General features: G+C 58.7%; 18 protein-coding genes and 1 pseudogene. 12 read left to right on the top strand and 7 right to left on the bottom strand.

Annotated features, from left to right (window positions below):
* Positions 1–51 precede the first annotated feature (51 nt).
* Together ACXIUA_RS05935 and tyrS are read left to right on the top strand one after the other, a co-directional pair.
* A complete protein-coding gene (locus ACXIUA_RS05935; RefSeq protein ID WP_070362515.1) occupies positions 52–234 on the top strand; it encodes a Trm112 family protein in 183 nt (60 codons plus the stop codon).
* Positions 235–269: 35 nt separating this feature from the next.
* On the top strand, positions 270–1,538 hold the full coding sequence (gene tyrS / locus ACXIUA_RS05930; RefSeq protein WP_311474819.1) for a tyrosine--tRNA ligase: 1,269 nt from the start codon (positions 270–272) through the stop codon (positions 1,536–1,538).
* A 46-nt stretch (positions 1,539–1,584) separates the two neighbouring features.
* Here tyrS and ACXIUA_RS05925 read toward each other — a convergent pair whose 3' ends face one another.
* A complete protein-coding gene (locus ACXIUA_RS05925) occupies positions 1,585–2,112 on the bottom strand; it encodes a gluconokinase (RefSeq protein WP_070976439.1) in 528 nt (175 codons plus the stop codon).
* Between the two features lie 191 nt (positions 2,113–2,303).
* Between ACXIUA_RS05925 and ACXIUA_RS05920 the strand changes: the two genes are divergently transcribed.
* A complete protein-coding gene (locus tag ACXIUA_RS05920) occupies positions 2,304–3,683 on the top strand; it encodes a GntP family permease (protein ID WP_457976364.1) in 1,380 nt (459 codons plus the stop codon).
* 822 nt (positions 3,684–4,505) lie between these two features.
* Here ACXIUA_RS05920 and ACXIUA_RS05915 read toward each other — a convergent pair.
* From ACXIUA_RS05915 to ACXIUA_RS05905, 3 genes and pseudogenes are all read right to left on the bottom strand, one after another.
* Positions 4,506–4,985, bottom strand: a pseudogene (locus tag ACXIUA_RS05915) (amino acid permease); the annotation flags it as partial.
* A 75-nt stretch (positions 4,986–5,060) separates the two neighbouring features.
* The gene (locus ACXIUA_RS05910) at positions 5,061–5,945 is read right to left on the bottom strand and encodes a trypsin-like serine protease (RefSeq protein ID WP_457976363.1); all 885 of its coding nucleotides are present in this window, start codon (positions 5,943–5,945) and stop codon (positions 5,061–5,063) included.
* Positions 5,946–5,960: 15 nt separating this feature from the next.
* Positions 5,961–6,932, bottom strand: a complete 972-nt coding sequence (locus ACXIUA_RS05905) for a hypothetical protein (RefSeq protein ID WP_457976362.1) — start codon at positions 6,930–6,932, stop codon at positions 5,961–5,963.
* A 113-nt stretch (positions 6,933–7,045) separates the two neighbouring features.
* On the opposite strand from ACXIUA_RS05905, the gene ACXIUA_RS05900 reads away from it, so the two are divergent.
* From ACXIUA_RS05900 to ACXIUA_RS05880, 5 genes are all read left to right on the top strand, one after another.
* Positions 7,046–7,729 (top strand): response regulator transcription factor, encoded by a 684-nt coding sequence (locus ACXIUA_RS05900; RefSeq protein WP_457976361.1) that lies wholly within the window; start codon positions 7,046–7,048, stop codon positions 7,727–7,729.
* Complete coding sequence (locus ACXIUA_RS05895; RefSeq protein ID WP_457976360.1) at positions 7,726–8,868, top strand: HAMP domain-containing sensor histidine kinase; 1,143 nt, start codon at positions 7,726–7,728, stop codon at positions 8,866–8,868. The genes ACXIUA_RS05900 and ACXIUA_RS05895 overlap by 4 nt, the downstream gene beginning before the upstream one ends.
* Positions 8,865–11,000, top strand: coding sequence for a DEAD/DEAH box helicase (locus tag ACXIUA_RS05890; protein ID WP_457976359.1), 2,136 nt, complete (start codon positions 8,865–8,867; stop codon positions 10,998–11,000). Before ACXIUA_RS05895 ends, ACXIUA_RS05890 begins: the two co-directional genes overlap by 4 nt.
* 89 nt (positions 11,001–11,089) lie before the next feature.
* On the top strand, positions 11,090–11,908 hold the full coding sequence (locus ACXIUA_RS05885) for a trypsin-like serine protease (RefSeq protein WP_070362655.1): 819 nt from the start codon (positions 11,090–11,092) through the stop codon (positions 11,906–11,908).
* Between the two features lie 39 nt (positions 11,909–11,947).
* Complete coding sequence (locus tag ACXIUA_RS05880) at positions 11,948–12,850, top strand: trypsin-like serine protease (protein WP_284817607.1); 903 nt, start codon at positions 11,948–11,950, stop codon at positions 12,848–12,850.
* A 3-nt stretch (positions 12,851–12,853) separates the two neighbouring features.
* Here ACXIUA_RS05880 and ACXIUA_RS05875 read toward each other — a convergent pair whose 3' ends face one another.
* Genes ACXIUA_RS05875 through putP form a run of 3 tightly spaced genes read right to left on the bottom strand, consistent with a single transcriptional unit; the run spans position 12,854 to position 15,594 of the window.
* Positions 12,854–13,339: a DUF2269 family protein gene (locus tag ACXIUA_RS05875; protein WP_070362653.1), complete on the bottom strand. Its 486-nt coding sequence runs from the start codon at positions 13,337–13,339 to the stop codon at positions 12,854–12,856.
* 30 nt (positions 13,340–13,369) lie between these two features.
* Positions 13,370–14,005 carry an HNH endonuclease family protein gene (locus ACXIUA_RS05870; protein WP_070976274.1) on the bottom strand — a complete coding sequence of 212 codons (636 nt, stop codon included), beginning with the start codon at positions 14,003–14,005 and terminating at the stop codon, positions 13,370–13,372.
* 2 nt (positions 14,006–14,007) lie between these two features.
* Positions 14,008–15,594 (bottom strand): sodium/proline symporter PutP, encoded by a 1,587-nt coding sequence (gene putP / locus ACXIUA_RS05865; RefSeq protein WP_256060016.1) that lies wholly within the window; start codon positions 15,592–15,594, stop codon positions 14,008–14,010.
* A gap of 105 nt (positions 15,595–15,699) precedes the next feature.
* On the opposite strand from putP, the gene ACXIUA_RS05860 reads away from it, so the two are divergent.
* From ACXIUA_RS05860 to ACXIUA_RS05845, 4 genes are read left to right on the top strand one after another with little or no spacing between them, the layout of a single operon-like run.
* Complete coding sequence (locus ACXIUA_RS05860; protein ID WP_457976358.1) at positions 15,700–18,825, top strand: DEAD/DEAH box helicase; 3,126 nt, start codon at positions 15,700–15,702, stop codon at positions 18,823–18,825.
* The gene (locus tag ACXIUA_RS05855) at positions 18,822–19,685 is read left to right on the top strand and encodes an SWIM zinc finger family protein (protein ID WP_457976357.1); all 864 of its coding nucleotides are present in this window, start codon (positions 18,822–18,824) and stop codon (positions 19,683–19,685) included. The genes ACXIUA_RS05860 and ACXIUA_RS05855 overlap by 4 nt, the downstream gene beginning before the upstream one ends.
* A complete protein-coding gene (locus ACXIUA_RS05850) occupies positions 19,685–20,890 on the top strand; it encodes a metallophosphoesterase family protein (protein ID WP_457976356.1) in 1,206 nt (401 codons plus the stop codon). Before ACXIUA_RS05855 ends, ACXIUA_RS05850 begins: the two co-directional genes overlap by 1 nt.
* Positions 20,891–23,527 carry an AAA family ATPase gene (locus tag ACXIUA_RS05845; protein ID WP_457976355.1) on the top strand — a complete coding sequence of 879 codons (2,637 nt, stop codon included), beginning with the start codon at positions 20,891–20,893 and terminating at the stop codon, positions 23,525–23,527.
* Positions 23,528–23,543 lie beyond the last annotated feature (16 nt).

Raw genomic sequence — 23,543 nt, 5'->3', positions numbered from 1 at the left:
GTAGTGGTGGCGTCGATAAGTGACTAACAAGGGTGAGGTAAGCTCAACTGCATGAGTCTTGATCCCAAACTTCTCGACGTACTGGTGTGCCCGCAAGACAAAGGGCCGCTTGAGTATAAGGAAGACGAACAGTTGCTGGTGAATGAACGCATTGGTGTCGCGTATCGGATCGACGATGGTATTCCGGTCCTGCTAATCGATGAAGCAGTTCCCTATACAAACACCCACAAGTAACAACGCTGGGAAGACGACTCTCTGAAAGGAATTTCATGACTAACGCAAACATTATCGACGAACTCGAGTGGCGTGGCCTGATCAATCAGCACACGGATCTGGAGGCGTTGCGTGAAGAAACGCAGAAGCCTATCACGTTGTACTGTGGCTTCGACCCGACTGGCCCTTCACTACATGCAGGTCACCTGGTGCCGCTGCTGATGCTGCGCAGGTTCCAACTCGCTGGACACCGGCCAATTGTGCTAGCAGGTGGTGCTACCGGCAAGATAGGCGACCCGCGTGACGTGGGCGAGCGCACGATGAATTCCGATGACACTGTGGCAGATTGGGCCGAGCGAATTGGAGGTCAGCTGTCAAAGTTCGTCGATTTTGACGGTGAGAACGGTGCGCTGCTGCTGAATAATAATGATTGGATTAAGGACTGGAAGGTCATCGAGTTCCTTCGGGACGTCGGCAAGCATTTTTCGCTCTCCACAATGCTGAGTCGTGATACCGTGAAGCGTCGCCTGGAAAACGACGGGATTTCTTTTACCGAGTTCTCGTACATGCTGTTGCAGGCACATGACTTTGTACAGTTGCGTCGTACGCACAATTGTGTGCTGCAGGTTGGTGGTGGCGACCAGTGGGGCAACCTGGTTGCTGGTGTTGATCTGAACCGACGCATGGATTCGGAGCGCGTGCATGCGCTGACTGTTCCGCTTGTGACGGACTCCGAGGGCAAGAAGTTTGGCAAGTCCACGGGTGGTGGTTCGTTGTGGCTTGATCCAGAAATGACCAGCCCGTACACCTGGTACCAGTACTTTGTGAATGCTGCGGACGCCGATGTGATCCGGTACCTGCGGTGGTTCACGTTTCTCGATAAGGAAGAGCTGGATGCTCTTGCCGTCGAGGTCGAAGAGCGACCATTTAAGCGAGAGGCACAGAAGCGGTTGGCGCAAGAGATGACAGATCTCGTCCATGGCCGCGAAGCTCGTGAGGCGGTTGAGTTAGCGTCCCAGGCGCTATTCGGTAAAGCAGATCTGACTGATCTCGATGAGCGTACCTTGGCCAGCGCTGTTGCCGAGACGAATGTGTTCGAGGTCGCGGCTGGAGCTGAAGTCAGCATCGTGGACATGCTGGTCGGCTCCGGCTTGGCCGACTCGAAGGGTGCTGCCCGTAGATCGCTGAAGGAAGGCGGCATTTACGCCAACAACGAGCGTGTCACGGATGAGAATTGGGTTCCATCCGTGGATGATTTTCTGCATGGAACCTGGCTCGTGCTGCGTCGTGGTAAGAAGACATTCGCAGGCGTGAAGCGCAGCTAGGCGCAGGTGACAGCATCTGAAAGCAACGCGGTGGTAGGGCAGAAGCCTATGCCACCGCGTTAAGTCTTTCCATGATGGTTGCTGCGATGCCCTCGGAAGTGTCATCGATATCCACAGCGAAACCCAGCTCGTCCGGTTGGAGCGATTCAAGCGTATCTAGCTGGGAATCCAACATTGAAGCAGGCATGAAGTGATCCGTACGGTGGCTCAGTCGTTTCAGCAGTAGCTCACGTGGCCCGTCTAGGTGCACAAATATAAGGGGTACGTCGGCTAGTCGGAGCTTGTCGCGATAAATGCGTTTCAGCGCTGAACATGTAACGACGGTTCGCTTTCCAGCACTGTCTTGCTTTTGAAGCCAGTTCGAGAGTTTCTCAAGCCACGGCCAGCGGTCCTCGTCGGTGAGAGGTTGGCCCTTACTCATCTTTTCGACGTTTTCCGCCGGATGAAACTCATCAGCCTCGACGAGTTCAAAGCCGGATCTCTGCGCAAGAATCTCGGCGATGGTGGTCTTTCCGCTTCCGCACACGCCCATAAGGATGAGGTGCGCCGGGGGTAGCTTCTCTGCTTCATGCATGTTCTTCCCTCCTTGATGCTTCACGAGTGGGGGTAGCTAAAGAAAGCGTCGCCCTGACATTGATGCAGTGCACGATCGCCCACTGAAGTATGTGTATTCTAACGCTATAGCCAGTTTTCCGTATTGACGCCCCGTAGATCGGTGCGTCGATACGGCCTTGAAGCCTCGCTTGAGAAGAGACAGGATAGCTCATGGAAACTTGGGAACAGACGTTGTCGGTCGGCCCCTTAATGGGGATCGCTGCGGTCGGCATTGCCCTCATTCTTTTGCTCATTATTCAGTTCAGGGTCCATGCGTTCGTCACGCTGATTCTTGTGTCTGTCTTGACCGCTATCGCGGCAGGCATTCCAACAGGAGAACTGTATGACGTTGTGATGGGCGGCTTCCGATCCACACTTGGCGACGTCGGTATTCTTGTCGGTTTGGGCGCGATGCTTGGCAAACTTATTGAGTACTCCGGTGGCGCTAGAGTCCTCGCCAACACGATGATCGATAGGTTCGGCGAGCGGCGAGCGCCGATGGCGCTTGGTGTGGCCTCGCTCTTGCTTGGCTTCCCAATGTTTTTCGACGCCGGCCTCGTCGTCATGCTGCCGATCATTTTCGCAGTTGCCGCTCGTATCGGTGGACCAATCTTGCTCTACGCAATTCCGACGGTTGCTGCATTCTCTGTCATGCACGTCTTCGTGCCTCCGCATCCAGGACCAGTCGCTGCTTCGACATTCTTCGACACAAACCTTGGTCTGCTGATCGTTTTTGGCTTGATTGTTGCAGTTCCAACGTTTTATGTTTCGGGCCTTTTGTGGGGTAAGTATTGCGCAAAGAAGTTCCCGTTTACGTCAGTAGCAAACGCCGTTTTCAACTCGGACGACAGCGATATTAAGTCATTGCCGAAAACAGGCACTGTCATTACGATTCTGCTGCTCCCGATGCTGTTGATATTCCTGAACACGGGTGTCGACTTTGCGACGAAATCTGGCGCAATTACAGGTGACGAAACCTGGGCGCAGGCGTTCACATTCCTTGGAAAGTCCGGTATTGCGCTGTTGATTTCGGTTCTCGTCGCGCTTCCAGTGCTCGGGACCTCACGTGGGGTGAAGGGTTCGGCGCTGGAAAAACTCGTCGATTCGGCGTTAGGGCCAATTGCATCCGTTGTGTTCATTACTGGTGCCGGTGGCATGTACGGCGGAGTTCTTCGTGCGTCTGGTATCGGCGATGCCATCGCGGATCTCATGCAAGGACTAGGAATTCCAGTCATCCTCGCTGTGTACTTGGTAGCGGTGATCATGCGCGTTGCGCAGGGATCTGCAACTGTAGCGCTGACAACCACGGCCGGATTGATGGCTCCAGCAGTACTGGCTGGCGGCTACTCGGAAATTCAGATCGTCGCAATTACATTGGCCTGTGCGGCCGGTTCGGTTTGCTGCTCTCTAGTGAACGACTCCGGCTTCTGGCTTGTGGGCCGTCTTTTTGGGATGGACGTCAAGACCACACTGAAAACTTGGACGCTGCAGCAGACCATAGAATCCGTGGCGGCATTCCTAATCACGCTTCTGATCTTTGTCCTTTTCTAACTCCTCGAGAAGGCGTTAGGGGAACGCAAATCTGATCCGTTAGCGCCTTCTCAATAAACTACTTCTACCAGCCAATTTGTGTTGTTGTTGGTGTGTGTGTAACTTTATGTGAGTCAGCGAGACCGACAACGCCCCGCCAGACAGACTCTTTGAAGGGTTGGTTGGTGAGATGGCGGTTAGGAAAACTACCGCTGGCCGACATAATGAAATAGGTTCTGTGATGCGGCGCGTGTTTGCGTTGTTGAGAATGTTTTGTTAGTGTCAATCCTCGTCGCTTTGAATGCGCCACTTTGTTTGTGGTGTGTTTGGGTGTGCGGTTGTTGTTTGAGAACTCGATAGTGTGCCAATGTACTTTTTATTTTTTTGATTGCATTGACTTTTGGTTGCGTGCTGTGTGCCATGTTTTGGTGTGTGCCGGCGGTGATGCTTGAACCTATGATTGGGTGTCACTGGTGTGGTGCAGATGCACGGTCGCGTTGACTGTATTGGTTGATGTGGTTGTGACTGGTCCTGTTTTGCCCCGTCGGGTTGGGACCGGTTTTGTTTGTACTTTACATTTTTGTAATTTTAGGATTTTGCCAGACACTGGCGATGACTGTTTTGGTTGTTGTTGGTGGTTGGTTTGTTTTTGGTTAGGTTTGGGCTTTTCACGGCCTTGTTTCTTTCTGAAATATTTTTGTGGAGAGTTTGATCCTGGCTCAGGATGAACGCTGGCGGCGTGCTTAACACATGCAAGTCGAACGGAAAGGCCCCTGCTTGCAGGGGTACTCGAGTGGCGAACGGGTGAGTAACACGTGGGTGATCTGCCCTGTACTTCGGGATAAGCTTGGGAAACTGGGTTGCGAACTCCAGCTCGCCGAACCAGCGCACGGATGCGAGGTTCGCCGCACCAATGATCAACAGGGTAGTGGTAATCCATACCCATGCTGGGGTGTCGGGGAACCAGAACTTCATATAAATGCCGATGGCAGTCAAGTCTGCAAGACAGACGATCATCATCTCGAATGCGAACATCCACCCGGTAATGTACCCGCCCAGGCCACCAAGGTGCTCCCTGGTGTACACCGCGAACGACCCACGAACCGGGTGCTGCACACTCATCTCACCCAGGGCGCGCAACATGAAGTAGACGACGGCCCCTCCGAGCAGGTACACGAGGAGCACCGAGGGGCCGGCGGCCTGAATCGCGCCGGCGGAGCCGTAGAAGAGCCCGGTGCCGATCGCCGAGCCGAGGGCGATGAAGTGAATATGGCGGTGTGTAAGCCCCTTGGGCTTCGACGAGCGGGAAGTCATGGCAGACATCATAACGTTTAATTACGCTGCTCTGTAAATTATTCACAGGTAATTCTGTGAGTTCGGTCGCGTTTTCAGGCAGCGCTACTGTGCAGTATCAGCATCACGCTTCCGTGAGCGTGCAACTGCGGCAACTACCAGTGCGATAACGACGGCGGCACCGGCAGTGATGAGCATCCACGTCGGCGTACCGCCGTCATTTTCTGTGGCGGTCGTTTCGGCCGAGTCTTCCTTGGCGGAGATTTGCTCACGGATCCAGTCCGCCTGCGAAGCAACCGGCGCAAACGCGACCTTCGGGCTCACTCCCTCCTCAGCGGAGTCCGGGTTGTCTGGATCCATGAATAGTGATGCGGACGCGATGGCTGCGACTTTGCCTTCGCTGAAGAGCGCGCCGCCGGAATCACCGGGCTGGGTTGCTGCCCCACCTTTCATGGTGGCTTCGACGCCGTCGGTGCCGTCAAACAGAATCATCGGGGTTGGGCCGTCGACGGTAGCGTCTGCGTACGGAAGGGTGCGTCCGGCACCAGAGCCATCAGAGGACCAGCCGTAGAAAGTAGCGTCGCTGCCTGCAGCCGGGATATCGCGAGCAAGCTCAGGATAAGCATCGAGCCCGAGGTCCTCAGAGGTGTGCAGCAGCGCGATGTCGCCTTTCGGGGTGGTCATCCACTTATCGACGTCATAAAACTTCTGGTTATCGCCCTGGCCAGTACGCACGGACCCGCCAGCTTGTGGCAGGTGGTCCATACAATGGCGCGCAGTAATAACCCAGTGGGACGCAATGGCGGTGCCGGTGCACACGCCGGTGTCTGGGTCATCGTCCGCGGTACGGACGGAGACTACTGCGTTGGACTCTGCCGAAGGCTCAGCGAACGTATCGGACTGCATTGCCAATGCAGGTGCTGCCGGGAGTGCTACGAGCGCGGCAGCGACGCAGGAGCTAAGAATACGAGTGGAAGTGTGCAGTTTCATGAGTTTTCCTTTTCTTTAGTGTTGGAGCGGAGGAAGATCGGTCCGGGTTGCGCGAGCCACGATCATGCGCATCGCGGCCTCGAGTGGTCCACGGGCGTAGAAGCTGCGCCACAGTACAGCGAAGGCGAAAGCAACTGCCAGCGTGAGTACTGCGTATACCACCCCGCTGTGGCCGTTGGCCGTGACAACGTGTGCGCAGTACACCGTCAGAGGCATCCGGCCCATGTCACAACCAAACGGAACAAACTGTGCGAGGATGAGACACAGCGCAGTGATACCAGTCGCGACGGCGCACTCGCTGATCACTGAAATGAGTCCCCCGGTGTGCCCATTCGGATCGATCGCGGCGATGAATAGGCCAGCACCTGCCGTGTTGAGGTGCAGCCGAGCTGCAATCACCGCAGGCAGCACCGCCGCCGCGACAATGACTGCGACCCAACGACGCCATGGGTGGTGGAGGATGACACGCCACGACACCATGCCCGCAACCATGAGTGCCGCCCACGAGAAGACCGGGTAGGGGGCACCGAAGACTGCGGCCGGTAGCGCCACAACCCTCCCGAGCGCCGTCGTTGCAGCCGAAGCAAAGAGCAACCCCGCAAGCAGCAAGCCCAAACGCGCAATTGGCCAGTGGGGAAGCGTCGCTAAGCAGAGGTAGCAGATGCCAAAGACAAGGAGCACAACCTCGATGTCGCCAGCGAACGGCACGAGGAGCGCATGCAGCACAATCAGTAGCGTCCCACGAACATAAAAGCCATGGCGACAGCGCGCAACAGCCTCGCCGCCTACCGCTTGGGCGCGCCGGGCCATCAGTTCCATCGAGATGCCAGCCAGGAACGCGAACGTTGCCGCGGGGAAGCCGTAGAGCAACTGACCCGTGACGCCAGCAGGATGGGTGAGGTGCGCGAAGATCATGGCTGCGAGTGCTACGGCTCGCGCGTAATCAATACCGTGAACTCGCAGATCCGGTGTGGAAGTCTTTGACATGCTCCTCACGCTATGCAGGGCGATGTTGCGAGAGCGTTAACATTGCGGCCCCGTAAGAAGCCCCAATTAGAATCACAGCAGAATACAAGAACTCCAACGTGGAAGGGGCTGTTGTGGCTGCACCGCCGAAGATTTTGGTCGTTGAGGACGAGACGCTGCTCGCCGATGCGTTAGGCAAAGCACTGCGCCGCGAGGACATGCTCGTTGATGTGCGTTACGACGGCCGCTCCGCACTCGACCGCCTGGAATCACAACCGATAGATGTGATCGTGCTCGACCGAGATATCCCCGAAGTTCACGGCGACGACGTCTGTGCAACCGTCCGTGAGCTGTACCCAAACACGCGGGTGCTGATGCTCACGGCGTCCGCAACACTCGAGGATCGTCTCGAAGGCTTCGAAATTGGGGCGGACGACTATCTGACTAAGCCGTTCGAGCTGCCCGAGTTGCTGGCTCGCGTCAAAGCCTTATTGCGACGAGCCGCACCCGAAACAACCTCGGCGCTCACGTGCGGCGACGTCATCCTCGATCGCGGCACTCACCAAGTCCGCCGAAGTGGCGCGTCGATTGCGTTGTCGCCGAAAGAGTTCGCTGTGCTTGAAACGCTGATGCGAGCACAGGGGCACGTTATTTCCGCGGAGCAGCTCTTAGAAGAGGCATGGGACGCGAACGCGGACCCGTTCTCCAATTCGATTCGCGTCACTATCTCGCACTTGCGGCGCAAGCTGGGACAGCCTTGGATTGTGCAAACAATGCCCGGCGCCGGCTACTACGTTGCGGAGGAGCCGTACCAATGAGGCTTTCACTTCGCGCGCGTACGTCGTGGTTGTTCGTGGCAACGGTTTTTACCGCAGGGCTGAGCCTGACCGCGGTGGTGTACCTCTACCTGCGCCTGACTCCGGTACCTGTACAAGCTGTCATCGAGGGCGTCGGGGGAGTTCCCGGCAGTGACGGAGCATTTATTGATGGGTCCGTGCCCATCTCACACGAGGTGCTCAACGTCATGCTTGGCGCCTCGCTAGTCGCGTTGTGCATCCTTACCGCTATCGCCGGTGCCATCGGCTGGTTCGTTGCGGGCGCGCTGTTGAAACCAGTGCGCACGATCGCGGCGACCGCGCGCTTAGTCTCCGCTGGTGACCTCGACCAACGTTTCGACTATGAGGGCCCTGCAGACGATGTGGCAGATCTGGCTCATGCTCTTGACTCGATGCTGGAGTCCCTGGCACGCTCCATCGCGGCGCGCCAGCGCTTTGCTTCAAACGCATCGCATGAGTTGAAGACACCAATCGCAACCATTCAGACCATTGCGGACGTGGCGCTGCTCGACCCTGAAGCTCCCGCAGAGGAGTTACGTGAATCCCTCCGGAACATCCGCACCGTGAATGCGTCGTCTGCGGAGATGGTCACGTCGCTGCTGAACTTCAGCCAGGCCGAGGCCAAAGTACTCGAGGCGCGCGACATTGACATCTCAGAGCTCATTACCACTGTCGCCTCGAGCGCCGAAGGTATCGACGCCACCATCGAGCCAGACATTCACGTCCTCGGCGACGTCGTGCTATTGCGCCACGCGATCCAAAACCTCATCGAGAATGCTCGTATCCACGGCGCGGACGGGACTGTGCAGGTGCGTGTTTGCCGGACTGGATCCGGCGATGGGGTCGAAGTGGGCGTCGTCAATGATGGGGACGTGTTGGACCCTGCCACAGTCAGCCAGCTCGTAGAGCCATTTAGCAGGGCGAATGCGCGCGTTGCTGGGGCGCGTCCGGGGCACGGACTAGGGCTAGCGCTGGTTGATACGATTGCGCGTGCGCACCACGGGGAGTTGGAGCTCGAGGCGCGAAGCGCTGAAGTTGGTGGCGGACTCGTGGCGCGGATGACATTGCCAGTGGCGAATAGGAAAATCACTGCAGGGTGGCGTACTGTGGGGAAACAATGATCACTTCCGAAAACGCCACCGGCGGCGAGAAAGAGCCGGATATGAATGTGTCGGAAAATCAGGAAAACCCGCAGGATGTCGCAGCAGATGCTGCACGTGAGGACACCAGGGATGCGGGAGTTTCTGAGGAAACCGGCGCTGCGCAAGACGCAGCCAATGCCGAAACTAATGAGACTGAGCAGATTTTGAGCCTTGCCGACGTCGTCGGTGGCGACGTGGCGGACCTCGCTGGGAGCGAGGCGGACGAGGCCACAGAGGCAGACGAGACCGCTGAAGAGCCAGTGAACGGGTTCGAGAACCTGAATCTGCCTGAAGAAGTCGTGGATGCCGTGAAGAAGGTTGGCTTTGAGCAGCCATCCGCGATTCAGGCTGAAACCATTCCACTGTTGATGGAAGGCCGCGACGTTGTCGGCCTTGCGCAAACGGGTACCGGTAAGACGGCCGCGTTCGCGCTGCCGATCCTTTCGCGGATCAACCGCAAGGAGCGCTACCCGCAGGCACTGATCCTCGCGCCAACACGTGAGCTTGCGCTGCAGGTATCAGACTCCTTCCAGTCGTTTGCAGACCACCTTGGCGGGATCTCCGTGCTTCCGATTTACGGTGGCCAGGCATACGGTATCCAGTTGTCCGGTCTGCGCCGCGGTGCCCAGATCATCGTGGGTACTCCGGGCCGCGTCATCGATCACTTGGAGAAGGGTTCGTTGGACATTTCCAACCTGCGCTTCCTTGTCCTCGATGAAGCAGACGAGATGCTGAACATGGGCTTCCAGGAAGACGTGGAACGCATCTTGGAGGACACACCGGAAGAGAAGCAGGTTGCGCTGTTCTCTGCGACGATGCCGAACGCTATTCGCCGTATCTCGAAGCAGTACCTCGACAACCCGACCGAAGTCACGGTGAAGTCGAAGACGCGCACCAATACGAACATCACCCAGCGTTACCTGTTCACGGCGCACCGCAACAAGCTCGATGCGATCACCCGAATCCTTGAAGTCACTGAGTTTGAGGCAATGATTGTCTTCGTGCGTACGAAGCAGGAGACTGAGGAGCTGGCTGAGAAGCTGCGTGCCCGCGGGTTCTCCGCAGCTGCGATCAACGGTGACATCGCTCAGCAGCAGCGTGAGCGTACCGTTGATCAGCTTCGCGACGGCCGCCTTGACATCCTGGTTGCTACCGATGTCGCTGCTCGTGGCCTGGACGTTGAGCGCATCAGCCACGTGCTGAACTACGACATCCCGAATGACACCGAGTCATACGTGCACCGCATTGGCCGCACCGGGCGTGCAGGCCGTACCGGTGAGGCGATCCTCTTTGTCACTCCACGTGAGCGTCGCATGCTGCGCTCCATTGAGCGCGTAACCAACGCGACCATCGAAGAGATGGATCTGCCGACGGTCGACGAAGTCAACGAGAGCCGCAAGACGAAGTTTATGGACTCCATCACCGAGTCGCTCGAGGCGAGCGAGGTGCAGGTGTTTAGGTCCATGGTCCGCGAATACTCCGCTGCCAACAACGTGCCGATGGACGACATCGCCGCTGCTTTGGCAACGCAGGCTTTGGCGGGTGACGAGTTCCTGATGAAGGAGCCGCCGAAGGACCGTCGCGATCGGCGGGACCGTGATCGGTGGGACCGCGACGACCGCCGTGGCCGCGGGCGTGAACGTGATGACCGTCGTGGAGGCCGCAGCCGCTTCGACCACGATTCGGAGAACTTCGACACCTACCGCCTGGATGTTGGCAAGCGCCAGCATGTTCGCCCGGGTGCAATCGTTGGCGCGCTCGCCAACGAGGGGGGCTTGAGCTCCAAGGACTTTGGTCGCATCACTATCGGTGGAGACTTCACCCTGGTTGAGCTGCCGAAGAACCTGGACAGCGCGGTCCTTGATCGTTTGACGGATACCCGTATTTCCGGTCAGCTGATCAATATTCAGCGTGATCACGGTGCACCTCCGCGCGGACGCGGCGGGCGCGGGCGCGGTGGATACGACCGCGATGATCGCCGCGGTGGCCGCGGGCGCGGGCGTGGCGGTTACGACCGCGATGATCGCCGGGGTGGCCGCGGCCGGGGACGTGGCGGTTACGACCGTGACGATCGCCGCGGTGGACGCGGGCATGACCGCAACTGGGACTAATTGCCCTTGATCCTGAGCGCACCTGCTGAGTAATGACTACTCGACGGGTGCGTTTTTCATTGCTTGGTTGTGCAGTAGACTGCACAGGCATGAAGTTGAATCGCCGTTTGCTCACGCTGGGGTGGGCGCTTGCGCTCGGAGTGGGCGTCGTAACGAACTTGCCGACTGCGCAGGCACAGAACCTGCAGCGCGTAGAGCAGGGCGGAGCCGTGATGGTTGAAGGCGGCGGTTACTGCACCGTCGGATTTAATGAACCGTCTCGCAGGCGAAGCCTGGTTGCGGCGCACTGCGGACCGGACGGTGCGCGTGTGCGCATCGTGGACCACAACGCGAGGGTTGCATCGCCACAGCTCGGCACCCTGTATCGCTCGAAGGCGTACGACGGCCGCCTTGGCAATGACTGGGCCGCTATCCAGTGGGACGCGCCGGTGCAGATCGGTGGCAACCGGTTCTCCGGTGACGCGTGGGTAAACCCAAACACTATCGCCGTCGGTGAGCGCGTGTGCTACTTCGGGCAAACATCGAACCGGCCGACGGGCGCCCCCACGTGTGGTCGATTCGGCGGAGCAGAAGGAAATACGTTCTTCGTCGAAGCGCCGATGACCCGTCCCGGCGACTCCGGTGGCCCGCTGTGGATTCCGGGCCGCGGATTTGTTGGCGTTGTTTCTTCGCAGTGGGTTGCACAAAAGGTACCGCTGCTGGGTTCGCGCGACCTGGTAGTTGGCGTGCACGCTACTGATGGGCCTCGCGTCGCTGAGTCACGCCTGTTGGGCCTGTATGCGCAGAACCTCATGATGCCGGCTTCGGGTTCGGCCGTTGGCCCGGCTGCCGATGCGGTTCGTGGCGCTGTGACGGACGGGTTCAGCGCACTCGCAGGGTTCCTACCAGGCGTAGTGAATTACAGCTAGCTCACTAGCATTCCTGCAGAACTGTGCCAGTATAGAAGTATGTTGACAAGGAAATTCATATCTTCGCTGGCCGTCGCAGCATGCTCGACTGCAGTCCTCGTGCCAAGCGCTACCGCGGCACCAATCCAGCCGACCCAGGGTGATGCTATCTATACCGGTAGTGGTCTGTGCACGCTGGGATTTAACGATCATGAAGCTGGTGTCAGTTACACCGCTGCGCACTGTGGACACGACGGGGCTCGTATCGCGTTATACGACAGGAAAACTGATCGTCCCACTACGGAGAGCATCGGGACGCTGCATCTCTCGCCTGGATACGATCATTCATTTTCGAACGACTTTGCCTGGATCGAGTGGGACCGGGGCGTGTCGATGGGCGAAAACATCTACTCCGGTGACGCAAAGGCCGACATCACTTCGATCAAGCGTGGCGTGAAAACGTGCTTCCATGGGGAAACATCTCACATGGGCACGAACGACGTTACGTGTGGGAAGTTCCATCGCGCTGCGCGTGGTGGGGGAGGGTTTTCTGCGACGGTGGGCTCACCCCAGTCAGGCGACTCCGGTGGACCGATTTGGGTCGAGGAACAGGACGGGACAAAGAAGTTTGCAGGGGTCTTGTCAGCCGGCCCAGCATTCGGCAACGCAGGTTTCGCCAGCATAAATGGCATCAAGATTAACGGAAAGGATTGGCTGTGGGCCGCCCCGATTGTTGAGGGGAAGAGGGTGAGTCAGTCCGAGGCGTCGGACCTGGTTTTTGGAGCTGCTGGCATAAATGAAGCCGGTCTCTACGACCGGCTGCTGTCCTCTGATAAGAGTTCGGAGCGGGACTCCTCGTCGAAGTCCGAAAGCTCCAGCGATATGACACCGGGTGAGATTGCCGCGATCGTTGTTCCGATCGTGTTGGCGCTGCTTAGCCTGGCGTCGTCGATAAAGTTTTAGTGACTACATAGTTGGTGCTGGCAAGAACATCAGCACCAACACGATGAACCACAAAAGGTTAAAGACACCAGCGAACGCGGAAGCCTTCGCTTTCGACTTTTCAAAGTTCGCGGTGACATCGGCTGGGTCGGCCTCGGCTGGTTCCAGCTCACCGAGTGTACCGACCATCTTGCGCTGGGTCGGGATGACCACGAAAAGCAGCAGTGCCCAGGCGATGACTGCCAACACGATAGAGGTGTGCAGGAAGTAGTTCGTCTTGTACGCAGCCCAGTCGCCGAAGAGGATGGCGACACCGAGCAGCGGAACGAGTGAGGACGCGATGCCGTAAGTGCGCGAGATGCGGTACAGGATCGACGCGCGACCGGCAGCGGCCGCATCGCCCGCCTGTGCCTCGGCGGCCTGGCGCGGGAACATCGAGGTGGATACGACGATCGGGCCCAGCAGCAAGATGGCGGCTGCGACGTGAAGGAAAGTTAACAGAGTAGTCATAGGCAACCACTGTACTTGATACGTCCACCATCACCTAGGCGAATTGGTGGTAGGGAACATACCAATTCCAATGAGGTGGGCGGCGACGCCTCGCCATCCCTTGCATGCACGGCGCATTGTGCGAAGGTCATTGGTGGTTACGCGCAGGTCGTACATGTTTGCAACGCGTGCTAGCTGCCGTGCGTATGCGCACTGCTGCGGGATCGATGGAGGCATCCACTCGCTCGGTAGCATGTCTGATTTTTGTTGGTTCGCCTTGCTCGAGGTCACGATGAGGTTGTGGGGGTCATTCGCGAACCGGAGTCGCTGCTCGTCGCTCCAGGCGAAAGCACCCATGTCCCATGCTGCGGAGAGGGGGAAGAGGTGGTCGAGCTCCACATCCTTAGGTCTGATGCGTTCGCGGGTGTACGGATCGATAACGTCAACCGGTTCCCACTGCCGGTGCGGAACGTTGCAATTAGGCTGCTCAAACGCGTACGCCATGGCGTGCTCGCGGGTCGTGCATCCGGTGGCGTGGCGCTGCCAGCCTGGTCCGAAGTTGTCCCGCTCGTAGCCGATGATAGTAACGCGTTGGCGAGTCGTGGGGGCGTCGATACGCGAAAACCCCGTTGGAAACGGGGCGTACGCGATGGTCAGGATAAGTAGCAGAGTGAGGTAAACACGCACGTCTAGTTAGACGCGTGGGAGGCCCCTTCGGTTCCCGCAGTCGCCTTGAGCGCGTCAGCGAACGTTGCGTCCGGAGTGGTGAGCGCAAAGTTTGTCACTGCAAGAGCATGGTCAAACTCGTCTTCGACGCCCTGCTTCGGCTTGGTCAGCAAGGAGACAGCGACAAGCGCGATCGTCGCGAATGCGATACCCGGAACGATTTCGTAGATGATGCCGGACAGCGTGTCGGAGGAGCCCCACACGAATACCGTGATTGCACCGACGATCATGCCAGCGATGGCGCCCGGGGCAGTGAGACGACGCCAGTACAACGATGCAATTACAACGGGACCGAAGCTTGCGCCGAAGCCTGCCCACGCGAACGCGACCAGGCCCAGGATCGTGTCCGATGGGTTGATTGCCAGCACCATCGCGACCGCTGCAACCAAGACCACCATCGTGCGCGAGAGCACGAGCAGCACGGTCTGACTTGGACGCTGCTTCGCCACGGCCCGATAGATGTCTTCAATAAGCGCGGAGGAGGTGATCAATAGTTGGGAGGACATTGTGGACATAATCGCCGCGAGCACCGCTGTAAGGACGATACCTGCAATGAGTGGGTGGAAGAGGATGCGGGCTAGGTCCAAGAAGATGGTTTCGAAGCCGCTTTGGTCAGTGACACTGTGCGGTGTTTCAGCGAAGAAGACCGTCGATACGAGCGCGGTGAACACCGCACCCGCAAAGCAGATGGTGACCCAGCTGATTCCGGTCCGGCGTGCGCTGGCTGCCTCAGCCGGGGAGCGCAGCGCCATGAATCGGGTAACAATATGTGGCTGTCCCAGGTAGCCGAAGCCCCACGCCAAGTTGCCGATGATGGTTGCCAACGAGACACCGGCGATCATGTTGAAGTAGTCCGGATTGCCGGCCTCCCACGGGCCGTAGGCGTTGTGGGAAGCGAACGAGAAGATATCAGAGGGGGTATCGAGCGAGAGCAGTGCCATCAGTGGCACCGTGACCAGCGCCAAGAACATCAAGACCCCTTGGACAACGTCGGTATAGCTCACAGCGAGGAAGCCGCCGATGAACGTGTACAGCACAGTAATCGAACCGACGATGAGCACGCCTGTGAGGTAGTCACCATGGAAAGTGGATTCGAAGTAACGGCCACCCGAGACCATGCCTGACGAAACGTAGAACGTGAAGAAGAAAATAATGATCACGGCGGCGACGAACCGCAGGACGTGTGAGGAGTCACGGGTGCGGTTCTCGAAGAAGGACGGCAAGGTAATCGAGTTATTTGATACTTCCGTATAAGCGCGGAGGCGTGGTGCGACAAACTTCCAGTTCGCCCACGACCCGGCCAAGAGTCCAATAACGATCCACAGCTCGCTCATGCCGGAAACGAACAATGCGCCCGGCAGCCCCATCAGCAGCCAGCCCGACATATCTGATGCGCCCGCGGATAGGCCTGCTACGAATGGGTGCAGTCCACGGTCGCCAAGAACGTAGTCGTCATACTTGCTCGTCTGGATCCACGAATAAAACCCGATGGCAACCATGACACCGAAATACAACACAATGGCAAGGACAAGCCAGAAGCTATCGGCCATGTTTGCCTCCCTAAAGCAATAGAAAAAATAAGCGAGTAGAGTTTTAAAGATTACCGTTAGAACCGTAGTCGATGTAGCGAAATCAAGGATGGTATAAGGGTGGGCTTGCCAAAATTCCTTCTTCACGGGCTGTGGCTGCCAGATTCTGGCTTGCAGGTCTGGGTCGAGCAGGTGGCTGGCCATAAAATCATCACACTCGACGAAGTGCCGAAGGGGACCTTCCCCGAACCAGTCCACACACTGCTCGAAGGGGTCAAGTTCCGCCACCGCGGCAAGGTCATGTTGCGCACGCCGAAAGGCAAACTATTGCGGCTCCGGGTGCCGACGGCAGCATTCGCCCCCGATGAGGCAGTACAGTTTCTACGAGCAATGTCCTTCCTCCTGGACCCAGACGTTCCGGCACCGGAAGGGCTCACGGAGCAACAGCGGGCGTCGGTAGCCCCGGATCTTTTGTGGCTCATCCAGATGTTTCTCGGGCTTGAGCGGTTTGTACAGGCTGGCAGGGTATCGATTCACGTGCCGTCTCAGGACTTTCAGTGGTTCGCGCAGTGGCAGCTCGGCACCGGGGTGGAGGAACGCGGTTGGCTCGCGGATATGATTGCGGCTGCGCCGGGAGTACTTACGGAGAACAACCGACGGCTCGACGAAGACTGCTCGCGCACATTTGTCCACTGGATCGCGTCTGCCCAGCTGCGTAACTCCCCTATGCTGCGCGGTGAGCGCCCGTTTCCGTGGCACGATTTTGTACAGTCGCTGCTTCACGGGACGCCGCTACGGCGAGGCTCTAGCGCGTTTTCGCGACAGATGAGCCAGTGGAACGGTTCAATCACTGCGACGAATTTCCAACTGGTGTTCATCGTGGAGCAGCCCGCAGACGCAGAAGATGGGGGCGATGAGGCGCTCACACAGTGGCCGATCCGGGTGAACGTGCGCTCCGGCGATGAATCGCCGCGGCCCATCCGGCTGTCGGAGTATGACGCCTATACGGTGCAGCAGCTCCACTCTGTGCTTCGCGACGCCATCAGAGTCTCCGACCTGATTGATCCATCGACGCACCGGCGTGCCGCGACAACGCCGGGCTCTGCGCTCGATGGCGACTGGGACGTGTACCTGTCAGCGGAAGAGATTGTGCAGTTCGTGGAGACTGAGGTGAGCAAGCTTCGGCTTGCGAACTACGCGGTGATGCTGCCACGCGCCTGGACAACTGCGGAGACAACGTCGAAGCTGCACCTTTCGGAAGCGAAGAACCCGTACGACGCAACCGCGGTGACCCGGCTTGGCTTCGGCCAGCTGGTCAATTACGACTGGCGCGTCAGCATCGGCGGAACTGAACTGACGGATGACGAAATGCAGCGGCTCGTCGAGTCGAAGTCTGGGCTGATCAAGCTGCGCGGCGAGTGGGTGCTCGCCGATACACGACACCTCGAGCGCACCAAGCGGTACATGGAGAAGCTCCACGGGACGGCGCTTGCGCGGGCTAAGCGTGAAGCAGAAGAAGCCCGGACGACTGCGCAGCTCGCAGCTGATGCGGGAGCAGATGACGCCGAAGCGCTCGCTGCCCGCGCCGACCAGCTCGAGGAGGAGTACCAGAAACTCGAAGCGTCAGAGGAACACGGCGCGGTAACCGCGGAGGAGCTGCGTCAGCTTGCGCTGGAGAGTGAGCCAGACTCGCCACTCGAATTCACCGGTTCACGGTGGTTTACGTCTCTGGTCGGCGGAATGGACCGCCCGGCGCCGGAGCGCGTCGACATCCCAAGAACTGTGCATGCTGAGCTCCGCGAGTACCAGCGTCGTGGCGTGGATTGGCTCTACTACATGTCCCGCAACCACCTAGGTGCCGTGCTTGCCGATGACATGGGGCTCGGTAAGACGCTCCAGCTGCTCACCCTGCTTGCCGTCGAAGAGGAACGCGGGCAGCGCACCGGACCAACCCTCGTTGTTGCGCCGACCTCCGTGGTGGGCAACTGGGCACGCGAAGCTGCGAAGTTCGTGCCACACCTTTCTATATATGTCCACCACGGCAGTGCCCGGTACAAGGGAGAGGAACTGCGCGAGGCTCTCAAGAAGCATGACATCACCATCACCTCCTATGGGATCGCATCGCGCGATGTGATCGATTTGTCTTTGATCGAATGGGACCATGTGGTGCTCGACGAAGCTCAGGCGATTAAGAATGCGGGGACGAGGGCGTCGAAAAGCGTGCGAGCGCTGCCAGCTCGCCACCGTATCGCGCTGACAGGCACTCCAATTGAAAACAAGCTCTCTGAACTGCGCAGTCTCCTCGACTTTGTGAACCCCGGCATCCTCGGCTCGCAGTCCTTCTTCCGCAACCACTTCGCTCGGGCAATTGAGTCGCGCCGGGACGAGGGCCTCGCAGACGAGATGGGGGAGCGCCTGCAGCGCCTCACCGCACCGTTTATCCTGCGCAGGCTGAAGACAGACACCGCTATCATTGACGACCTGCCGGACAAGGCTGAGCATGTACTGACAGTGGACATGACTGCGGAGCAAGCGGCGCTCTACACAGCACTCGTTGACCGCATGCAGCGCGAACTGCAGGAACGCAAGGGTATGGCGCGTAAAGGCCTGGTGCTTGCCACGATTACTCGCATCAAGCAGATCTGCAACCACCCGGCTCACTTCCTGGGCGATGGATCACCAGTACTTGCCGACGGCCACCACAGGTCCGGCAAGGTCGCGCGCCTTGTGGAGCTGCTCAATGAGGCAGTGCGAACCGACCAACGAGTGTTGATCTTTACCCAGTACAAAGCGTTTGGTGACATCCTGCAGCCATACCTGAGCGACTACCTCGGCGAGATCATTCCGTTCCTCCACGGTGGGGTAGGAAAGAGCGCGCGAGACGCAATGGTTGCGCGTTTCCAGGAGCCGAACGGGCCGCGCGCGATGCTGCTGAGCCTCAAAGCAGGTGGTACCGGACTCAACCTGACTGCTGCATCGATGGTGATCCACCTTGACCGCTGGTGGAATCCCGCCGTGGAAAACCAGGCGACGGACCGTGCGTTCCGCATTGGCCAGAAGAAAGACGTCACGGTGTACAAGATGATTACGCGCGGAACCATGGAGGAATCGATCCAGGACATCTTGGATGGCAAGATGCACCTGGCAGGTGCGGTGATTGGCGAGGGCGAAGGCTGGATTACGGAACTCGACGCTGACGATCTGGCACAGCTGATGAGCTACCGAGGAAACGGAGGCGAGCGCAACCTATGAGCACTCAGCGACCACGCGAAGACAACGTTATTTATGCAAACTTCGGCGCACGTCGGCGCTCCCCGGAGCAGAAGCAGGCGCAGCAAGCTTCTGAGACTCGATCGCGGTACAAAGATGTGCCTGCGACGTGGAATGCCGCAGGCCGCAGAATCTGGGAAGCAGTAGTACGCTACAGCGATGCCGGTCGCATCAAGCGGGGCATTGCGTACGCCAACGGCGGCCACGTTGCCGAGCTCTATCCCCGGTTGGGCGGGATTGATGCGGTTGTGACGGGGTCACAAATCGAACCGTTCCACACTGTGATCGAACTGCCACGTCGCACTGCCGCTGACATAGGCGGGCTGCTGTCCGACATTGCGCACGACTCCGCCGCATTGATGAAAGCGCGCAATGGCGTCTATACCGATGAGGCGTTGGACACCCTGATCGCCAACGGTCCTGAGGAGTTTCGGCTGCACTGTAGCTGCCCCGACCCCGCCGTAGCCTGCAAACACATTGTCGCAGTGGGGTATCAGGCAGCACAGCGCATGAGCGAACACCACGAGTTCATTCTCCAACTCCGGGATAGTTCGATTGCGCGACTGACCGGCATGGCGCCACCGACTGTGCAGCACGAGGCAGCGCAGCCTGACGCGCCGGGCGAAGTCACGGTGTCTGCACCGCGCCCGCAGCCCGACTTTTGGGAAGGCGGCGCGCTACCTGATTTGCCTACCCCGAAAGTCGCTCCGATGATCGAAGATTCTGACATCACGATGTTGCACAAGGCGATGCAGACGATTTCCTTTACCAACATCGACCAGCTGCGGGCTGTCTCCGATATCGAAGATCTGTTCTACGCTCTGACTGAAACCGAAGACTAATGTCCGAGCCGTTTGGTAGTAGTGAGTATGTGAACACGTTTCGATTTATCCACTCCTCTGACCTGCAGCTTGGCATGACTCGGAAGTTTCTGCGCTCCGAAGCCCAATCGAGGTTTGACGACGCCCGCTTGCGCGCCGTTGAACGCCTCGGCCAAGTAGCCACGGAGCATGATGCAGACTGTATTGTGATCGCCGGTGATGTGTTTGAGCACAACGCGCTCGAACGGGAGACGCTTGGTCGAGCACTCGAGGTGCTGAAGCGCCTGCCAGTGCCGGTGTACTTGCTCCCGGGCAACCACGACCCGCTGGTGGCGGACTCCATTTTCCACGCCACCGATGACCTTGAGAATGTGCTCGTGCTCGATTCCTTCGATCCCGTAGAGGTCGTCCCTGGCGTTGAGCTTGTCGGCGCGCCTCTCAAAGCCCGATACGCCTCTGAGGACCTCTGTGCCCGCGCCGTACGTGACTTGGAGCCGACGGATACGATCCGCGTCCTCGTTGGGCACGGCCAAGTAGATGGCTACGGGAAAGAACAAGCCGAAGCGCTCATCGATTTGGATTTGTTGGAGGAAAAGCTGGCCTCAGGGGTGATCGATTACGTCGCGTTGGGGGATACGCACTCCACTCAGTCGCTCGGCACGAGTGGCCGTGTATGGTTCTCGGGCAGCCCGGAAACCACTGATTTCCACGACTTCGCCACCGGCGGCCCCGACGGTGGCGGCGAGGTCAACTCCGGCAATGCCCTCGTCGTCGAGATTGCGAAGTCCTCCGCAGACGATTGCACTGTGAACGTCGAGCCAGTTGAGACAGGAGCATGGACGTTTGAGGCACTGGACTGGGAGGTTAGTGACGAAGGGGACGTCGCAAAGATTGTGGATCAGCTTGAACGCTACGAGCACAAAGACCGCACGGTGGTGAAGTATTCGGTGCGTGGCACGCTTGGCCTTGCGGCGATGGCTACCTTTGAGCAGGCGATAGGGCGGCTTGAGCCGGTGTTTGCCGCGTTGTATGAGCGTGAGCGCCTCATGAGCTTGCACTTGGCGCCCAGCGATGAAGAGCTCGAAAACCTTCCGCTGAGCGGTTACGCGGCCGAGGCGATGCGGGACCTGATCTGCCAGGCTTCCGTGCAAGATGATGTCACAGGCTCTGCGACAGCCCGTGACGCAGTGAACCTTCTGTTCCGATTCTCCAAGGAAGTGAACTAGATGCGCATCCATTCGATCACCATTGAAAACTTCCGTGGTATTCAGCGATTAGAACTCCGAGACCTGCCAGATACCGGTGTGATCGTGATCCATGGCAATAACGAAGCAGGCAAATCCACCATCCTTGACGCGCTGACGACAGTGCTCAACGAACGCCACACTGCCGGAGGCAAGAAGATTGGCGTGCTCACTCCGATCGGGAGGGACGTTTCGCCTGCAGTGCGGCTTGAGACGACGGTTGGCGATTACAGCTTCACCATTGCCAAACAGTGGGGGAAAGGGAAGTACTCGGAGCTCAACATCACCAGACCGCAGCTGCGCCAATACACCGGCCGCGAGGCTGACGACGAGCTTGCGCGGATCCTCGCGGAAAACCTTGACCAGGAGCTCGCCTCGACGCTCTTCCTGCGCCAGGGGCAGTTCGCAGCAGGGATCAGCGCAGCTGGCATCCCAAGTGTTGTGAGGACCCTTGACGGGGACGCTGGACGTAGCGCAGAGGAGGCTGCTTACGATGACACTGCGCTCATGCAGCGCATCAGCGACGAATACGCAGCGTACTTCACATCGACTGGTCGGCCGCGTGGTGAATACGACAAGCTTCAGAAAGTGGTCGAAGACGCACGCCAACAGCATGAAGAACTGGTGAATCAGAAGCGGAAATTCGACGATGAAGTCGTAGAAGTAGAGCGGCTGCAGCAGCAAATGCAGCAGATTCAGGATGAGCTGCCCCAGGCGCAGCAGGATCTCGAAGCCCGACAAGTCGACGCGAAATACGCCGAAGAGGTCGTTTCCAAGCGCCAGGCAGCTCAGGAGGCTGTGAAGTACGCGGAGCTTACAGCACAGCGCGCCGCACAAGACGTGGAGAACAGGAAAAAGCTTGAGCAGCGCCTTGCGCAGTTACGTGAGCAACACGTCGCGCTCGAGAAGGAGAGGGCTCTCGCGCAGCAAGCCAACGATGAGGAAGCAGCAACCATTGCCTCACTCACCGATGCCTTAAAGCGGCACCAAACCGAGCTGGCGAAAGCGCGTGAGACCGCACGTCGTACCCGTGCCATGCGGGAGTATGCGCTGTGCCAGCAAGAGCTGACGGAATTGCAGGCAGTGCTTGACCAGATCGAGGCCGCACAGACTGAATATCAAAAGCTCGTTTCCGAATCACCCGTCCGGCCTGTCACCGACGCGGATGCGGCTCGCGCTGAGGAAGCTGCAAGCGAGGTGAAAATCCAACGCACCATCCGCGCCGCGGCGACCGCAAAGCTGACCGTGCGTGCCGAAGACGCCACGTTCATCCACGATGACGCCCCCACTCACGTTGATGGGGAGCGGACCATCGAGCTTTTCGACGCCACCACCTTCCAATTCGGTGAATTCCATCTCGCGTACAGCGCGGGTGCCAACAGTGTGGGTGAACACGGTGCGGTGGAGGCAGCAGAGCGTGCGCTTGAAGAAATGCTCGCGGAGCTCGGTTGTGAAGACGTTGCGGAAGTGCGTGCGAAGCGTGATGAGCACCGAGCCTTTGCCCAGGGCGTGGAGGAGGCGAAGCGGCGTCGAGAAGATATTCTCGCAGGCAGAGACCTGTCTGCGCTACAGGAACGCCACGTGCGACTGCAGAAACTGCACTCGGAACACGCAGCAACCCTGGGCGAGGATCCCGCGGAGTTGGAACGAGAAGTCGCGGAGCAGGAATTCGAATCCGCCGAAGCAGCCTTACAGACGGCACAGCATGATGCAGAAGTAGCTGCCGCCGCATTGGAGCTCCACCGAGAACGCAAAGCGCAACAAGCGCTACTGGTTCTGGAGACGAAACTTTCGACCCACGAGGAAGTTGTGCAAAACGCAAAAGAAGAGCTGCGCGCAGACCAGGAACACGCCACATTTGAAGAATTGGATGCGGCCCAGCAAGCCGCAGCAGAAAGCCTTAGCGCCGCCCGTGCCACGCTGGATGAAGTGACGGCGGCGGCACAGGACGCGAATGTTGATATGGCACAGGCACTGCTCGAGAGCGCGCAGACCCGTTTAGTGAACCTGCAGGATCGCTACACAGCGGCCGACAAGCGCATCGCAGAGCTGAAAAGCTACTTCGAGATGGCCTCCGGCATTGCGGAAAAGGTTGACCGCGCTGAAGCAACCCTCGATGCTGCCGAATCTGAATACCACCGCACGAAGCGTCGCGCCGAGGCAACCAAACTCTTATACGACACACTGCAGCGCTACCGCGAAGAAGCGAATGCGCGCTATGCGGCACCGTTCGCTGCGGCGCTCGAAGGGTATGCGGGGGCGTTGTTCGGCCGAGATGTGGAATTCGAACTGGACGACCAACTACAAATCACTCGGCGAAACGTCGCGGGTGTGTCACTACCGATCGAAGAACTATCCGGTGGTGCGCAAGAACAATTGGCACTGCTGACCCGCTTCGCGATAGCAGAGCTTGTCGCCCGCGACGGCACCTCCCCAGTTCCTGTGGTCATTGACGACGCTCTTGGAGCAACAGACCCGCACCGCCTGCAACTGATGAACGCACTGTTTAATAGGGTGGGCAAGCACGCTCAAGTCATTGTGCTGACCTGCTATCCCAACCGTTACGACGGCGTGTCCAGCGACAACCGTTACGAAATTGAGCAACTGAAGACTAATTGATGGATGCTATGAACAT

This window comes from Corynebacterium sp. UMB8791 (assembly GCF_054166365.1).
The sequence above is the reverse complement of the archived record's forward strand: the minus strand, read 5'-3'. Positions and strand labels throughout refer to the sequence as shown.

Excerpts from the sequence above, each read along its gene's own strand:
- ACXIUA_RS05920 (WP_457976364.1), top strand. The coding sequence starts at position 2,304 with ATGGAAACTTGGGAACAGACGTTGTCGGTCGGCCCCTTAATGGGGATC.
- ACXIUA_RS05845 (WP_457976355.1), top strand. The coding sequence starts at position 20,891 with ATGCGCATCCATTCGATCACCATTGAAAACTTCCGTGGTATTCAGCGA.
- ACXIUA_RS05895 (WP_457976360.1), top strand. The coding sequence starts at position 7,726 with ATGAGGCTTTCACTTCGCGCGCGTACGTCGTGGTTGTTCGTGGCAACG.
- ACXIUA_RS05885 (WP_070362655.1), top strand. The coding sequence starts at position 11,090 with ATGAAGTTGAATCGCCGTTTGCTCACGCTGGGGTGGGCGCTTGCGCTC.
- ACXIUA_RS05855 (WP_457976357.1), top strand. The coding sequence starts at position 18,822 with ATGAGCACTCAGCGACCACGCGAAGACAACGTTATTTATGCAAACTTC.
- ACXIUA_RS05890 (WP_457976359.1), top strand. The coding sequence starts at position 8,865 with ATGATCACTTCCGAAAACGCCACCGGCGGCGAGAAAGAGCCGGATATG.
- ACXIUA_RS05880 (WP_284817607.1), top strand. The coding sequence starts at position 11,948 with ATGTTGACAAGGAAATTCATATCTTCGCTGGCCGTCGCAGCATGCTCG.
- putP (WP_256060016.1), bottom strand. The coding sequence starts at position 15,594 with ATGGCCGATAGCTTCTGGCTTGTCCTTGCCATTGTGTTGTATTTCGGT.
- ACXIUA_RS05905 (WP_457976362.1), bottom strand. The coding sequence starts at position 6,932 with ATGTCAAAGACTTCCACACCGGATCTGCGAGTTCACGGTATTGATTAC.
- ACXIUA_RS05850 (WP_457976356.1), top strand. The coding sequence starts at position 19,685 with ATGTCCGAGCCGTTTGGTAGTAGTGAGTATGTGAACACGTTTCGATTT.
- ACXIUA_RS05925 (WP_070976439.1), bottom strand. The coding sequence starts at position 2,112 with ATGCATGAAGCAGAGAAGCTACCCCCGGCGCACCTCATCCTTATGGGC.
- tyrS (WP_311474819.1), top strand. The coding sequence starts at position 270 with ATGACTAACGCAAACATTATCGACGAACTCGAGTGGCGTGGCCTGATC.
- ACXIUA_RS05910 (WP_457976363.1), bottom strand. The coding sequence starts at position 5,945 with ATGAAACTGCACACTTCCACTCGTATTCTTAGCTCCTGCGTCGCTGCC.
- ACXIUA_RS05935 (WP_070362515.1), top strand. The coding sequence starts at position 52 with ATGAGTCTTGATCCCAAACTTCTCGACGTACTGGTGTGCCCGCAAGAC.
- ACXIUA_RS05875 (WP_070362653.1), bottom strand. The coding sequence starts at position 13,339 with ATGACTACTCTGTTAACTTTCCTTCACGTCGCAGCCGCCATCTTGCTG.